This window comes from Spirosoma sp. 209, assembly GCF_002006735.1.
Lineage (GTDB): Bacteria > Bacteroidota > Bacteroidia > Cytophagales > Spirosomataceae > Spirosoma > Spirosoma sordidisoli.
The window spans coordinates 23,193-38,109 of sequence record NZ_MVEC01000005.1; the positions used below are offsets into that span (position 1 = coordinate 23,193).

General features: G+C 59.4%; 10 protein-coding genes. 8 read left to right on the forward strand and 2 right to left on the reverse strand.

Going from position 1 to position 14,917, the window contains the following annotated elements:
- The 8 genes from B1C80_RS09980 (at nt 1) to B1C80_RS10015 (ending at nt 12,040) form a co-directional block, all read left to right on the forward strand.
- Nucleotides 1-1,329, forward strand: coding sequence for a RagB/SusD family nutrient uptake outer membrane protein (locus B1C80_RS09980; RefSeq protein WP_077920950.1), 1,329 nt, complete (start codon nt 1-3; stop codon nt 1,327-1,329).
- A gap of 100 nt (nt 1,330-1,429) precedes the next feature.
- A complete protein-coding gene (locus tag B1C80_RS09985) occupies nt 1,430-2,434 on the forward strand; it encodes a RimK family alpha-L-glutamate ligase (protein WP_077920951.1) in 1,005 nt (334 codons plus the stop codon).
- A gap of 10 nt (nt 2,435-2,444) precedes the next feature.
- Nucleotides 2,445-3,476, forward strand: coding sequence for an LLM class flavin-dependent oxidoreductase (locus B1C80_RS09990; RefSeq protein WP_077920952.1), 1,032 nt, complete (start codon nt 2,445-2,447; stop codon nt 3,474-3,476).
- Nucleotides 3,477-3,543: 67 nt separating this feature from the next.
- Nucleotides 3,544-6,195, forward strand: a complete 2,652-nt coding sequence (locus tag B1C80_RS09995) for a M14 family zinc carboxypeptidase (RefSeq protein ID WP_077920953.1) — start codon at nt 3,544-3,546, stop codon at nt 6,193-6,195.
- Nucleotides 6,196-6,406: 211 nt separating this feature from the next.
- Nucleotides 6,407-7,849 carry an amino acid permease gene (locus tag B1C80_RS10000; RefSeq protein ID WP_077921154.1) on the forward strand — a complete coding sequence of 481 codons (1,443 nt, stop codon included), beginning with the start codon at nt 6,407-6,409 and terminating at the stop codon, nt 7,847-7,849.
- Between the two features lie 69 nt (nt 7,850-7,918).
- Entirely contained in the window at nt 7,919-9,586 is a 1,668-nt protein-coding gene (locus B1C80_RS10005) for a M28 family metallopeptidase (RefSeq protein WP_077920954.1), read from the forward strand.
- Nucleotides 9,583-10,869, forward strand: a complete 1,287-nt coding sequence (locus B1C80_RS10010) for an APC family permease (RefSeq protein WP_077920955.1) — start codon at nt 9,583-9,585, stop codon at nt 10,867-10,869. The genes B1C80_RS10005 and B1C80_RS10010 overlap by 4 nt, the downstream gene beginning before the upstream one ends.
- 16 nt (nt 10,870-10,885) lie before the next feature.
- Nucleotides 10,886-12,040, forward strand: coding sequence for an LLM class flavin-dependent oxidoreductase (locus tag B1C80_RS10015; RefSeq protein ID WP_077920956.1), 1,155 nt, complete (start codon nt 10,886-10,888; stop codon nt 12,038-12,040).
- A gap of 78 nt (nt 12,041-12,118) precedes the next feature.
- Here B1C80_RS10015 and dnaK read toward each other — a convergent pair whose 3' ends face one another.
- Nucleotides 12,119-14,047, reverse strand: coding sequence for a molecular chaperone DnaK (gene dnaK, locus B1C80_RS10020; RefSeq protein WP_077920957.1), 1,929 nt, complete (start codon nt 14,045-14,047; stop codon nt 12,119-12,121).
- 267 nt (nt 14,048-14,314) lie between these two features.
- Complete coding sequence (locus B1C80_RS10025) at nt 14,315-14,857, reverse strand: DUF937 domain-containing protein (protein ID WP_077920958.1); 543 nt, start codon at nt 14,855-14,857, stop codon at nt 14,315-14,317.
- Nucleotides 14,858-14,917 lie beyond the last annotated feature (60 nt).

Below are 14,917 nucleotides of genomic sequence, written 5' to 3' on the forward strand. Positions count from 1 at the left end.
ATGAAGTACATTCACGCTTTTTTTACCCTGTTCCTGCTGGCTTCCTGCGATACGCTCGATGTTCAGCCTTTTCAGCAGCTTCCCGATAGCCGGGCTATCAACGATGCGGGCAGTGCGCGGGCGGCTCTGCTCGGCACCTACAGTGGTGTCCAGAATTATTACCAGCTGAACTTCCCGGTGCTGGGCTATTTGCCCGGCGACAACGTTCGCTTTAACGGGACACTGAACCAGTTTAACCAGATCGACCAGAACGCCCTGAGCGCCGACAATGTGATCATTACCGAAACCTGGACCCAGATTTACCAGGCGATCAATTCGGCCAACAACGTGATTGCGGCTCTGCCTGACCTGACTGATCCGCTGCTGTCGGCCACCGAAAAGAACCAGCTGCTGGGGGAGGCTTATTTCATTCGGGCCCTGGGGTATTTCGACCTTGGCCGTGGCTGGGGTGGCGTACCGCTGGTGCTGAAACCGACCCGCTCCGCGGCCGATGGCCAGGGTATCAAACGCAGCACCCTGGTACAGACCTATGACCAGGTTCTTGCCGACCTGATCGAAGCCGAACGTTTACTGCCCGACGGCACCACGAGAAACCGGGCGGTGAAAAATACGGCCCGGGCGCTGCGGGCCCGATTGCACCTCTACCGGGGGCAGTGGGCCGAGGCCGAAACCTACGCGACCCAGGTACTAGCCGGCGCAGCCTATCGGCTGGTTACCCCCTACCGGGCGTTTTCGGCAGCGCCCTTTGGCAGCACGGAGTCGGTGCTGGAGCTCACCTACAGCATTGCCGACCAGAACAGCCAGTGGAACAACTGGTTCCCGAGTGCGTTGGGCGGCCAGTATACCCTTCAGCCGACGCCTGAGTTTACGAGCCTGATCAACCGAGCCGATGTTGGCGGAAACCGCGCGGCCCTGCTGGCTACCGTGCGGGTTGGCACAACGGATTTCGTGTATGGCAACCTGTATAACCGGGCGGCCCAGCGCGACGATCCAGCCTATCTGATCCGGGTCGCCGAGCTGTACCTGATCCGGGCCGAAGCCCGCGCCCGCCAGGACAAGCTTACCGATGCACTGGCCGATCTGAACGCCATCCGAAGCCGGGCGAGCCTGACTACCGTAACCGTAACGAGCCCGGCGGCCCTGCTCCTGGCCATCGAAAACGAACGGCGGATCGAGTTTGCCTTCGAAGCCCACCGCTGGTTCGACCTGGTCCGCACCGGGCGGGCGGGTGAGGTGCTCGGCCTGACGGATCAACGGAAATGGGTATTTCCCATTCCGTTCAATGACATAGCCGCCGACCCCGACCTGATACAGAACCCCGGCTACTAGGAGCCAGAGCCTGACGAAACGGACAAATGCCCGGCGATAATCGCGGTTTAATGAATCAGAACCCCGATTTGGGTGTTGTCTCGCAAACTAAATACAGACTATGAGTACCCCGCAAAAACCCATTGGCATCTATTATGAACACCCCGACTGGTTCAAGCCGCTGTTTGCCGAGCTGGACCGACGGGCCATCCCCTACGAACGAATCGACGCGGCTCATCACCTCTACGATCCGTCCGAGTCGGAAAGCCCGTATGCGCTGGTCGTGAACCGGATGAGTTCATCGGCTTACCTGCGTGGCAACGGCCAGGGAATCTTCCATACGGCGGGCTATCTGACCCACCTGGAGCGCATCGGCGTACGGGTGATCAACGGCACGGTGGCTACCAGCATCGAGACTAACAAAGCCCGTCAGCTGGCGCTGCTGGCCTCGCTGGGTCTCCGCTTCCCCAAAAGTCTGGTGGTCAACCATGTGTCGCAGATACCAAAAGCGGCCGCCCAGCTCCGGTTTCCGCTGGTCGTGAAGGTGAATATCGGCGGGGCCGGGGCGGGTATTGTCCGTTTCGATACGCCCGACGGGTTACAGGCGGCCCTCGAAGCCGACCAGATTGACCTGGGCATCGATCAGACGGCCCTGGTGCAGGAGTACATCCAGCCGCGGGCTGGGCATATCGTTCGGGTTGAAACGCTGAACGGCCAGTTTCTGTACGCCATGAAAGTTTTCACCACGGGCGAAAGCTTCAACCTTTGTCCGGCCGAGATCTGCGCCATTCCCGAAGCGCCTTCGGCTGATTTCTGCCTGACGGAAGCGCCTAAAAAAGGGATTCAGGTCGAAGCCTACACGCCCCCGGCCGAGATCATCGACCAGGTGGAGCAGATTGCCCGGGCGGCTCATATGGACGTGGGCGGGGTCGAGTACCTGATCGACGACCAGACCGGTGCGGTGCTGTTCTACGACATCAACGCCCTCTCCAACTTCGTCGCCGATGCCGTGAACGTAGTAGGCTTTGACCCCTACGCCCGCTTCGTCGACTACCTGGGAACGCAACTGGCGACCCTACCGACCAACGCCCCGAAGGCCCCGATTTTAGAGACAGCATCCGTTTAATCCCATACCTATGAAATTTGGCTACTGGCTACCCGTTTTTGGCGGGTGGCTTCGCAACATCGACGACGAGCAGATGCGCCCCGATTGGGCGTATGTCAAAAACCTGGCCCAGCGCTCAGAAGACTGGGGCTACGACCTGACGCTGATTGCTGAACTGAACCTGAATGACATCAAAGGCGAAGAGGCCCCTTCGCTCGACGCCTGGTCGACGGCGGCTGCGCTGGCGGCCGTTACGAACCGCATCGAACTGATGGTCGCGGTTCGGCCTACCTTTCATCAGCCCGCGCTGCTGGCCAAACAGGCCGCTAATATCGACCACATCAGCGGAGGCCGCTTAACCCTCAACGTTGTATCCTCGTGGTGGCAGGACGAAGCGCGTAAGTACGGGGTTCATTTCGAACAGCACGACGACCGGTATGCGCGCACCGCCGAATGGCTGCACGTGGTCGACAACCTCTGGAAACAGGATCATTTTTCGTTCACCGGCAACTACTACCGGGTAGAGGACTCGATTCTGCAGCCCAAACCGATCTCCTCGCCCCGGCCGTTCATCTACGCAGGCGGTGAGTCCGAAGCAGCCAAAAACATGATTGCCAGCCTCTGCGACGGGTATGTGATGCACGGCGACGAGCCGGCCGCCATCGGCCGCCGAATCAACGACCTCCGCGAACGGCGCGCACGGCTACGTCCCGAGCTGCCGCCCATGAAGTTCGGCGTGGCGGGCTACTCGATCGTGCGTAACACCGAAGCCGAGGTGAAGCGCGAGATCGACCGCATCACCAACGTGCAGCATTCGTCGGCTGGCTACAAAAACTACCAGCAGTGGCTGGCCGGCACCCAGCTGGAGAAGCAGCCCTCCCTGGCCGACTATTCGGTATCCAATCGGGGCCTGCGGTCGGGGCTGACCGGCGTGCCAGACCAGGTTGCCGAGCAGGTAGCGGCCTTCGAAGCCGTTGGGGTCGACTTTCTGCTGCTGCAGTGCAGTCCGCAACTAGAAGAGATGGAGCGGTTCTCCGAAGCCGTTATTCGCGTCATCGCCTGATTTTTCCGGCCCGGCACCGGCCAGACTGGTGCCGGGCCACCCAACCTTACCCGAAAAGCTACCCACTATGCGCAAACCGTACCTACTGGCCATGGCCTTGCTGGGCTCCCTGGCGGTCACCGAACCGACCCTTGCCCAGAGCAGCTATTACTTCGCCGATCATAAAGCCGCCTTCGACCCGGCCATACCGACCCCCGAGCAGTTTCTGGGCTACCCCGTCGGCTCCCATTTTACCCGCTACGACCGTATCGTCGATTACCTGAAGGAACTGGATCGACTGTCGGACAAAGTCAGCCTGCAACCCATCGGCAAAACCTACGAAGAACGGCCGCAGGTGATTGCCTTTTTCACCTCGGCCCCCAACCAGAAAAATCTGGAAACGATTCGGCAGCAGCACCTGCAACTGGCCGACCCCAAAGCCAGCGCTCCCAGCTATGGCGCGCTGCCGGTTGTTGTTCACCTGGCCTATACCGTACACGGCAACGAGAGCTCGAGCAGTGAAGCCGCCCTGCTGACGGCCTACTACCTGACGGCCTCGACCAGCCCCGATGTAGCCCGCTGGCTCAGCGAAGCCGTCGTTACCCTCGACCCCGCCGAAAACCCCGATGGCCGCGACCGGGCCACCCAGTGGTTCAACCAGCACAAATCCGTTCCGCCGGTGACCGACCCCCTCGACCGGGAGCATAACGAGGGCTGGCCCAATGGTCGGTTCAACCATTACCTCAACGACCTCAACCGCGACTGGCTGCCGCTGGCCCACGTAGAAAGCCGCAACCGGATGAAGTTCCACCAGGACTGGCTGCCGAACGTGATGATCGATTTTCACGAGATGGGCACCAGCAGTACGTATTACTTCGAACCCTCGAAACCCTTCAGTACGGAAAACGACCTGATTCCCCGGGCCACCTACGACGTGCTGAACGTACGGCTGGCCCGGTATTTTGCGCGGGCTCTCGATGGCATCGGGTCGCTCTACTGGACCAAAGAGCAGTTCGACAACCTGTCGCCCATTTATGGATCGACCTATCCCGACTTTACGGGGGGCGTGGGGGTTACCTTCGAAGTAGGCAGTTCGCGAGGGCTGGCGCAGGAAGGCAGCAACGGGGTCGTCACGTTTCCGTTCACGATCCGCAATCACCTGCGTACGGGGCTGGCTGCGGTACAGGGCGCCGTGGAGGAGAAAGAACTGTATCTGCGGCACCAGCGCGACTTTTTTGCGTCTGCCCTGACCGATGCGCAGAAATTCCCTACCAAGTCCTATGTTTTTGGGGCTGCCGCCGACCCGAACCTGACCAACCGCTTCGCCGATCTGCTGCTCCGGCATAACATCCGCTTTTACGACCTGAAACAGACGACAAGTGCGGGCGGCAAAACCTTCGAGCCCGGCCGCGCCTATGTGGTGCCTACGGCTCAGCCGAACTACCGGCTGGTCCATTCCATATTTGAGGAGGTGACGACATTCCACGACAGTGTTTTCTACGACGTTACGGGCTGGTCACTGATTCATGGTTACGGCCTCCCCTACGCCAAACTCAAAGACGCGACCCTGGCAACCGGCGAACCGATCAGGACGCTCAAACCCGTGCAGGGAGGGCTGGCAGGCGGGCCATCGCCCTACGCGTATCTGCTGAACTGGTCAGACTATCATTCGTCGAAGGCGCTGACGGCGCTGCAACAGGCCGGGGTGCTGACCAAAGTAGCGCTGAAGTCCTTCAGCATTAACCCACCGAACCGCCCGGGCGGTTCGGGTGCTCAGTCGCTTCCCCGGGAGTCGATACAGACCGATTTCCAGGCGGGCTCGATCGTCATTCCGGTAGCCGGTCAGAAGCTTACGGCCGACTCGCTCGTTAGCCTGCTGAGCAGCGTTGGCCAGCGGACGGGCGTTACCTTTACCGGGGTTTCGACCGGCTTCAACGCCAAAGGCATTGACCTGGGCAGCAATAACATCCGGGCGCTGCGCAAGCCGGAGGTAGCGCTGCTGGCCGGACCCGGGGTGAACCCGTCCGAAGCTGGCGAAGTCTGGTTTTTACTCAGTGATCAACTGAACCTGCCGGTCAGCAAGCTCGACCCCGGCAACCTGAACCGGGTCGACTGGAACCGGTACAACACGGTGGTACTGGTAGGTGGTCAATACAACAGCCTCGATAAAGCGCTGGTAAGCAAGCTGAAAAGCTGGGTCGAGAACGGCGGAACTCTGATCACGACCAAAACCGCTTCCGAGTGGGCGGTGAGGCAGGGGCTAACCCGCGAAAACCTGCTGGCATCGGCCCGGCCGGATACAAGCCGTTCAACCGAACGAGCTGATTTTGGCCGCGTTGCCGAACGGGAGGGCACCAAAGCCGTTGCCGGATCTATCTACACGGCCGACCTCGACATTACCCATCCTATCGGTTTCGGGCTGTCGGACCGGCGCATCTTCGTGTTCCGCAACGGGACCACCCTGCTCAAGTCGGGCAGCAGCCCCTACAACACCGTGGCTAAATACAGCCCCAATTCGCTGGTAAGTGGCTATGTCTCGAAAGAGAACCTGAAAAAGATCAACAATTCGGCGGCCATCGTGGTGAGTCCGGAGGGACAGGGCCGGGTGGTGCTTTTTGCCGATAACCCGGCGTTCCGGTCGTACTGGCACGGTACGTCGCGCCTTTTTCTGAACGCCGTACTCTTTGGCCCGCTGGTGAACACCCCCGTTGGCCTGCCCATCAGCGAAGAAGAGAACTGATTCATCAGCCTGGGTCGTACCCGTTCATCCGTCACCGGCCCTGCATCGATCATCCCACCCTCTGCTGACCCTGGTCGTCCGGCAGAGGGTGTTTACTGGTATGACTACCTTTGTTTCGGGGTTTAACCAATCTCCCCGGATAGCCGGCTTCGCCAAACCTGGGGCGAAGGCGGCAACACCGCTCCGGCGGCTCATCAACATTCTTCAGTATATGCGTATCAAATCGCTTGCCCTGCTTCGGCAGGAAGCCGCCGAAAGCGGAGAGCAGACCCTCAAACGCTCGCTGGGCGCGTTCAATCTCGTTGCTATCGGCATTGGTGTCATTATCGGCGCCGGCCTGTTTTCTCTGACGGGTATCGCTGCGGCCAATCATGCCGGCCCGGCTGTTACTCTTTCCTTTGTTGTTGCCGCCGTAGGCTGTGCCTTCAGTGCGCTCTGTTATGCCGAATTTGCGGCCATGGTACCCGTGGCGGGCAGTGCCTATACCTACGCCTACGCCACCCTGGGCGAGCTGTTTGCCTGGATCATCGGCTGGGATCTGGTTCTCGAATATTCGGTCGGGGCCGCTACGGTAGCCATTAGCTGGTCGCAGTACCTGAACCGGTTTCTGGGCACCTTCGGGTTACACCTGCCCCCGCAGCTGATGCTGTCGCCATTCGAGACCGCTACCGGGGCCGATGGGTCGGTGGTATCGGGGCTGATCAACTTACCCGCCGTGCTGATCGTGGTGGTGATCACCAGTATTATCGTACGCGGCACCTCGGGTTCGGCGCTGTTCAACGCGGTTGTCGTCGTGCTGAAGGTGCTGGTGGTCCTGGTCTTCATTGCCATTGGCTGGAATTACATCGACCCCGCCAACTACCAGCCCTACATACCCGCCAACACCGGAACGTTCGGTGAGTACGGCTGGAGTGGGGTGCTGCGCGGAGCGGGTGTGGTTTTCTTTGTCTTCATCGGCTTCGACATCGTAGCGACCATGGCGCAGGAAGCCCGTAACCCGCAGCGCGACATGCCCATTGGTATCATCGGCTCGCTGGTTGTCTGTACCATTCTGTTCGTGGTATTCGGCTATGTCATGACGGGGATGGCCAACTATACCGAGTTTAAAGACAGCGCGGCCCCCGTGGCCATCGCCATCGACAAAACTCCTTACCCCTGGCTGGGCCAGCTGATCATCGGCGCCATCCTGATCGGGTATACCTCCGTCATTCTGGTCGACCTGCTGGGGCAGTCGCGGGTATTTTTCTCGATGAGCCGCGACGGCCTGCTGCCCAGTGCCTTTTCCCAGGTGCATCCCCGATTCCGCACGCCCTGGAAATCAAACGTGCTGCTCTGCGTATTCATCGGCCTGTTTGCCGGCTTTGTCCCCATTCGGGTAGTGGGCGAGATGACCAGTATCGGTACCCTGCTGGCGTTTGTTATGGTATGCCTGGGCGTCCTGATCCTGCGCAAAAAGCAACCCGATGCGCCCCGCGCCTTCCGCACGCCCTGGGTGCCGGTCGTACCCATACTCGGCATCATTACCTGCGCCGTCATGATGTTTTCGCTACCCGGCGACACCTGGCTCCGGCTGATTATCTGGCTGGCCATCGGGCTGGTTATCTACTACACCTACGGCCGTAAACGCAGCAAACTGACGTCAACAGCACCCTGATACGGGCTTTTTAGTATCTTTCGTGATCGGCGACAGACCGCCTGCCGCCACCCGACATCAACTCGCTTTATGAAAGGACATCGTATTGCCCTTGCCCTCAGTGTACAGCTGGGGCTTTTTCAACTGGCTTCAGCCCAGACTACCTCTCTTACCATTCCCAATGAAGCCCAGCAGGCAGCCCGTCAGGTGCGGCCCGAAGCCATCGAAGCGCACATGCGCTACCTGTCTGACGATAAACTGGCGGGTCGCCGACCGGGCACGCCCGGCTTCGAGCTGGCGGCTCAGTATGTCGAAAGCCAGTTTAAAACGCTGGGCTTTAAACCCGCCGGCCAGCGCGGCACCTTCCGGCAGGCCGTTCCCCTCCGGAAAGCACAGGTTCGGGAAGAGGCCAGTTCTATGGCCCTGATTCAGAACGGAGGGGAACAGCAGCTTACCTACGGCAAAAACTTCATACTAAGTCCCAACTTCGGGCAGGCTACCAGCGAGGTGTCCGCGCCAGTCGTTTTTGTCGGCTTCGGGGTATCGGCTCCGGAGCTGGGTTATGACGATTACGCCGGTATCGACGTACGGGGTAAGATTGTAGCCTGTTTCAACGGCGCCCCGGCTACGTTCCCGTCTAACCAGCGGGCCTATACGGGTTCGGCCAAGCAGGAGATAGCCGCGGCCCGGGGCGCCGTCGGCCTGATAACCTTTAGTCTGCCCACCGATGTACGGGCGCGGATCGAATCCAACGCCCCCCGCAACCGACAGGCTATCTACCGCTGGACCGATCCTAAGGGACAGACCCAGCGAACCTTTCCGCAACTGCGGGTCATCGCGTCGCTGGGCGACTCAACGGCTCGTTCGCTGTTCGCCACGAGTACCAAAAGCTTTGAAGAAGCCCGGCTCGCGGCCAACAAAAGCCAGCCACAGGCTTTTCCGCTCAACCTGTCTGTACGCGCCCGTACCCAGACGGACCTCAACGACGGCCTGATCGGCGAAAACATCGTGGGTATGCTCCCGGGCAGTGATCCGCAGCTTCGGAACGAGTATGTCGTTTACGTCTCCCACCTCGACCACCTGGGTGTGGGCCGGGTCGTGAAGGGCGATTCGATCAATAACGGCGCACACGACAATGCATCGGGCGTTTCGATCAACCTGGAAGCCGCCCGGCTGTTTGCCTCCCTGCCAAAGAAGCCACGCCGGTCTATCGTGTTCGTGGCCGTAACGGGCGAAGAAATGGGGTTGCTGGGCTCCGACTATTTTGCCAGCAATCCTACCGTTCCTAAGGCCAGTATCGTTGCCAACCTCTGCCTCGACATGCCGTTTTTCTTCCATCCGCTGCTCGACATCGTTCCTTATGGCTCTGAGCATTCGAGTATGAAAGGAGCCGTGGACGCAGCGGCCCAGTTTGTCGGGGTGAAAATCGCAAAAGACCCGATTCCCGAGCAGGCGGTTTTCATGCGGTCGGACCACTTCAGCTTTGTCAGGCAGGGCATACCGGCCATCTACATCAAGAGCGGGTCCACCACCGGCGACGACCGCGACGGGACGAAGCTGAACCTCGACTGGCGCGCTACGGTGTATCACACCCCACAGGATGACATGAACCAGCCCTTCGACTGGAACGCGGCTGCCCGCCATGTTCAGCTCCAGTTCCTGATCGGCTACCTGACCGCCCAGTCCGACAGCCGACCCGTCTGGAACGAAGGCGACTTTTTCGGTACCAAGTTCGGCACCAACGCGGCTGTCCGGTGAGCCGTTCAGGCGCCAGCCCATCCGGCTTGCTGCGGGGCATCAGTCGGTTCGACTTCATTGCGCTGATCATCAACATTACCATAGGCGCGGGTATTCTGGGACTGCCAGCCCGGCTGTATGCCCTGGTAGGAACCTGGAGCCTGCTGGCGTATGGCGTCAGTGCGGCCGTAGTTACCCTGATTATCCTTTGTTTTGCCGAGGTCAGCAGCCGGTTCAGCAGTACGGGCGGGCCCTATCTATACAGTCGGGTTGCCTTCGGGCCCCTGGTCGGCTTCGAGGTCGGCTGGCTGTTCTGGCTGTCGCGGGTGGCCAGCTTCGCGTCGATCTGCAACCTGTTTGTGAGCTATGCTGCGCTGTTCCGCCCCCAGCTGGCCGAAGGCTGGGAGCGCACCGGACTGATGACGGCTCTGGTTGCCGGGCTGGCAACGCTGAACTACATCGGCGTACAGCGATCCGCCCGGGTCAACACCATCTTCACGGTCAGCAAGCTGGTCGTGATCGGCGCCTTTGCGGTGTTTGGGTTGTTGTTCATCGATCCGGCAGCATTCCGGTTTCCCGGCGTTCCTGACTACGCCCCTTTCTCGCAGGCGGTCCTGCTCCTGATTTTCACCTTCTCCGGCTTCGACGTAGCGGCCATCCCGTCTGGCGAGGTTCAGCAGCCCCAGCGAACCGTTCCGGTGGCGCTGCTGGTGTCGATCGGTACCGTGGCGGTGTTGTTCATGGCCGTACAGGTTGTCTGCATCGGTACCTTGCCGAATCTGGCGCAGTCGGAACGGCCCCTGTCCGACGCTGCGGGGCAGTTTGTGGGGCCGGCCGGGGCGCTGTTCATCACTATAGTTGCACTGTTAACCGCCCTGGGTACGCTCCACGCCCTGATGCTGACCGGTCCAAGGCTCCTCTTTGCCATGGCCGAGCAACAGCAACTACCCAGCTGGCTGGCCCGCACCCACCCCCGATTTCGAACCCCGTACGTGGCCATTCTCATCACAGCTACCAGTCAGCTCCTGCTGGCCGTAACCGGAACCTTTCTCTACGCGCTCACTCTGAGTACACTCATCCGGCTTTCCTATTTTGCGCTGACCTGCGCGGCCCTACCCGTTCTCCGGCAGCGTCAGGATGTGCCGTCGGCCCAGTTCCGGGTGGCGGGTGGCTGGCTGGTGTCCGGGCTGGCCGTTCTGCTTTGTGGCTGGCTGCTCAGTAACAGCTCGGGCCGGGAAGCCCGCGATGTAGCCATTGCCGGGGCGGTTGGCCTGCTCATTTACTGGCGGATGCGATCAGCTTGATAGCACTTTGAATTTTATGCTTGACCAACCCATTGTTCCTATAGCGACCCGTACGGCTGACCGCGTCTGCGAAGTAGCCTGGTTCTCTGACCTCTGCGGAGAAGATACTGAATTCCTGAGCGTACGCGACCCGGCCCGGGCCACCTTCGCCCATTGTCGTGACATTGCGCTGGCGGCCGAACGCCTGGGCTTCAGCAATCTCCTCCTCCCGACTTCCTATATGCCCGGTCTGGAGGTTGTTCCTTTTGCCGCGGGGGTAGCACCTGATCTGCAGCGGATCAACCTCCTGACGGCTATTCGATGCGGAGAGATGCACCCGCCCATGCTGGCCCGTACGCTCGCGTCGCTGGATCATATGCTGAAGGGGCGACTCACGATCAACATCATCAACTCCGACCTGCCCGGTTATCAGGAAGATGCCGAATTGCGCTACCAGCGCTGCGCCGAGACCATACAAATCCTCAGGCAGGCCTGGACCGCCGACCGCATCGAGCACGACGGGCCCGTTTATGGTAAACTCTCCCTCTCTACCGACCCGATCAGGCCATCCCAGCAGAACGGTGGCCCCCTTCTCTATTTCGGCGGCACCTCCGACGGCGCCCGGGAAGTCTGTGCCCAGTATTGCGATGTGTTTCTGATGTGGCCCGAAAAGGAAGAGAGTTTGTACGCCAATATGGAAGACGTTTCGCAACGCGCGGCCCGCTACGGGCGGCAGGTCGATTTCGGGTTAAGAATACACATCATTGTGCGGGAAACCGAAGCCGAAGCCAGGGCCTGGGCCCGGCATATTATGTCAAAGTTTGACCCGGTGCGGGGGGCTGCGATGAAGAACGCGTCCCAAAGTTCCTGGTCGCTGGGTGTACGTCGGCAGAATGAGCTTCGCACCGAAGCCGATGCCGAGGGGTTTGTAGAACCCCTCTTGTGGACCGATATTGGCAAAGCCCGGTCGGGGGCGGGTGGAGCGCTGGTCGGCAGTGCGGAGCAGATCGTCGACAAACTCAACCGATACATGGACATGGGCATGCGGGCCTTCATCCTCTCTGGCTATCCCCTACTCGACGAGGCCAACTACGTAGCCCGACTCGTACTGCCCCATCTGCCCAACGCAACCCTTTCGCGTCTGCAGGGACGCCTTCCCGAACTCAGGGAGGCCGCTCAGGAAGGCCAGTAACTGTCTTTACCATAACTAAAAAGCCCCCGCCAGTGCTGGCGGGGGCTTTTGCATGAGTAACCCGGTTTGTTCCGGATTTTATTTCACTTCTTCATACGGTACGTCCGAGACGTTACCATCGGTTGGCTGACCCTGACCAGCGCCGGGGTTGGCGTTTCCGCCGTCAAAACCGGCCCCATCTGTCGGAGCACCCTGCCCGTTGGTAGCGTTGTAAAGCTCCTGCGAAGCGGCAGCCCAGGCGTTGTTCAGCGTTTCAAGGGCCGAATCGATGGCGGCTGCGTCGCGCGAACCGTGTGCGGTACGCAGACCGGCCAGTGCCTCTTCAATGGCAGTTTTGTTGCCGGCCGAGAGCTTATCGCCGTAATCCTTGAGCTGCTTCTCGGTCTGGAAGATCATCGAGTCGGCCGCGTTGACTTTCTCGATTTTTTCCCGTTCGGCTTTATCGGCCGCTTCGTTGGCTTTGGCTTCTTCGCGCATCCGGTTGATTTCAGCGTCGGTCAAACCGCTCGATGCTTCAATCTGGATCTTCTGCTCCTTACCGGTTCCTTTGTCCTTGGCCGTTACGTTCAGAATACCGTTGGCGTCGACATCGAAGGTCACTTCAATCTGGGGTACACCCCGGGGAGCGGGCGGAATGTCAGACAGGATAAAGCGACCTAACTGACGGTTCTGCTGCGCCATGGGACGCTCGCCCTGCAGTACGTTGATTTCCACGCTGGGCTGGTTGTCCGACGCCGTCGAATATACCTCCGACTTCTTGGTCGGGATAGTCGTGTTGGCCTCGATCATTTTGGTAAACACACCACCCATCGTTTCGATCCCCAGCGAGAGCGGGATCACGTCGAGCAGCAGTACGTCTTTCACTTCACCGGTCAGTACGCCACCCTGTACAGCAGCCCCAATGGCTACGGCTTCGTCGGGGTTAACGGCTTTCGACGGTTTGCGACCGAAGAGCTTCTCCACTTCGTCCTGCACCTTCGGAATCCGGGTCGATCCACCGACCAGAATAACCTCGTCGATCTGGCCCGCCGACAAGCCGGCGTTTTTCAGGGCTTTGCGGCAGGGCTCCAGCGAGCGCTGGATCAGCGAATCGGCCAGCTGCTCGAATTTCGACCGGCTCAGCGTACGGACCAGGTGTTTGGGAATACCATTCACCGGCATGATGTACGGCAGGTTGATCTCCGTCGACGTAGAGCTCGACAGCTCAATTTTAGCTTTCTCGGCGGCTTCTTTCAGGCGTTGCAGGGCCATAGGGTCCTGACGCAGATCGATGGCTTCGTCTTTCTTGAACTCGTCGGCGAGCCAGTCGATGATTACCTGGTCAAAGTCATCACCCCCGAGGTGCGTATCCCCGTCGGTCGATTTTACTTCGAACACGCCATCGCCCAGTTCCAGGATCGAGATATCGAACGTACCACCACCCAGGTCGAAGACGGCGATTTTCTGATCTTTATCAGTCTTATCGAGACCATAGGCCAGCGCGGCTGCGGTAGGCTCGTTGATGATGCGTTTTACATCGAGACCGGCAATCTGACCCGCTTCTTTGGTAGCCTGCCGTTCGGCATCGTTAAAGTACGCCGGTACGGTAATGACGGCTTCGGTCACGGTCTGGCCCAGATAATCTTCGGCGGTCTGCTTCATTTTCTGAAGGATCAGGGCCGAGATTTCCTGGGGTGTATATTGACGGTCGCCAATCCGAACGCGAGGGGTCGAGTTGGGGCCGTTCTCTACGTCATACGCAACGTTTTTTATTTCATTCGATACTTCGCCATAGCGTTTGCCCATGAAACGCTTGATGGATGAGATCGTATTTGTCGGGTTGGTGATGGCCTGGCGTTTGGCCGGAGCGCCGACCTTCCGTTCGCCGTTGCCGTTGTCCATAAACGCGACCACCGAGGGCGTAGTACGGGCTCCTTCGCTGTTCGGGATCACGACCGGCTCGTTGCCTTCCATCACGGCCACGCACGAGTTTGTGGTGCCTAAGTCAATACCAATAATTTTTCCCATGATACCAATTCTATTTGGTTTAGTTTCTTTCTTGCTGCAATTGAATGCTGACAGACGAACTCATACTATCAATAGAAATGCCAGCCGGGAAATTTGTTTGATTTGCTGTCAGATTGACAGCAAATGCCGAGTTTGTGGGCCAGAATGGCGGGTCTGTGCCACTGTATGCCTCATTTCCTGTCAGGAATGAATTGGCTGTCCCGTATAAACAACAAGGGCTCAGACCGAATGAATACGATCTGAGCCCCCCTAACTGGTTTAGTGTTTTTATCGTCCGCCAAATAGGCCGCCCAGCATACCGCCAAGGCCACCGCCACCGCCCTGCTGACCCGCAACGCGCAGCAGATCGTTCATATCCAGTTTGCCATCGGCCATGGCTGAACCGGCCATGCCCATCCAGTCGACTCCCTGTTTTCCGGTGGCAGCACCCAGGATGCTGTTGCCATCCACGCTACTATCGTTGGGATCGGCGGCTTTATTCATCAGCTTACCCAGCACCATAGGCACAACGGCCGAAGCTACCGACATCGCCACCTGGGGCGAAATGCCCAGCTTCTGCATCAGATTCTGTTCAACATGTTGTTGAACGCCACCCGTTACCGGATTCTCCTGCACGTTACCACCCCCATTCACGACCATCCCGAGCAAGTTGCCCAGACCACCGCCCTGGGCCTGCTGGCCCAGACCGCTCAGGATACTGCTGGCTACCGTCTGCATCACGGAATCATTCTGTTCGTTGGGGATAGCCGGGTTATTCACGACTGCCTGGCCAGATTGCTGCTGAACCAGATTCATAAGGGTTTCAAACATGTCTGTAAAGTGTTTATTGGGTTGAACTCAAAAGGAGCCGAACAGTTTTTTATCGGCCTG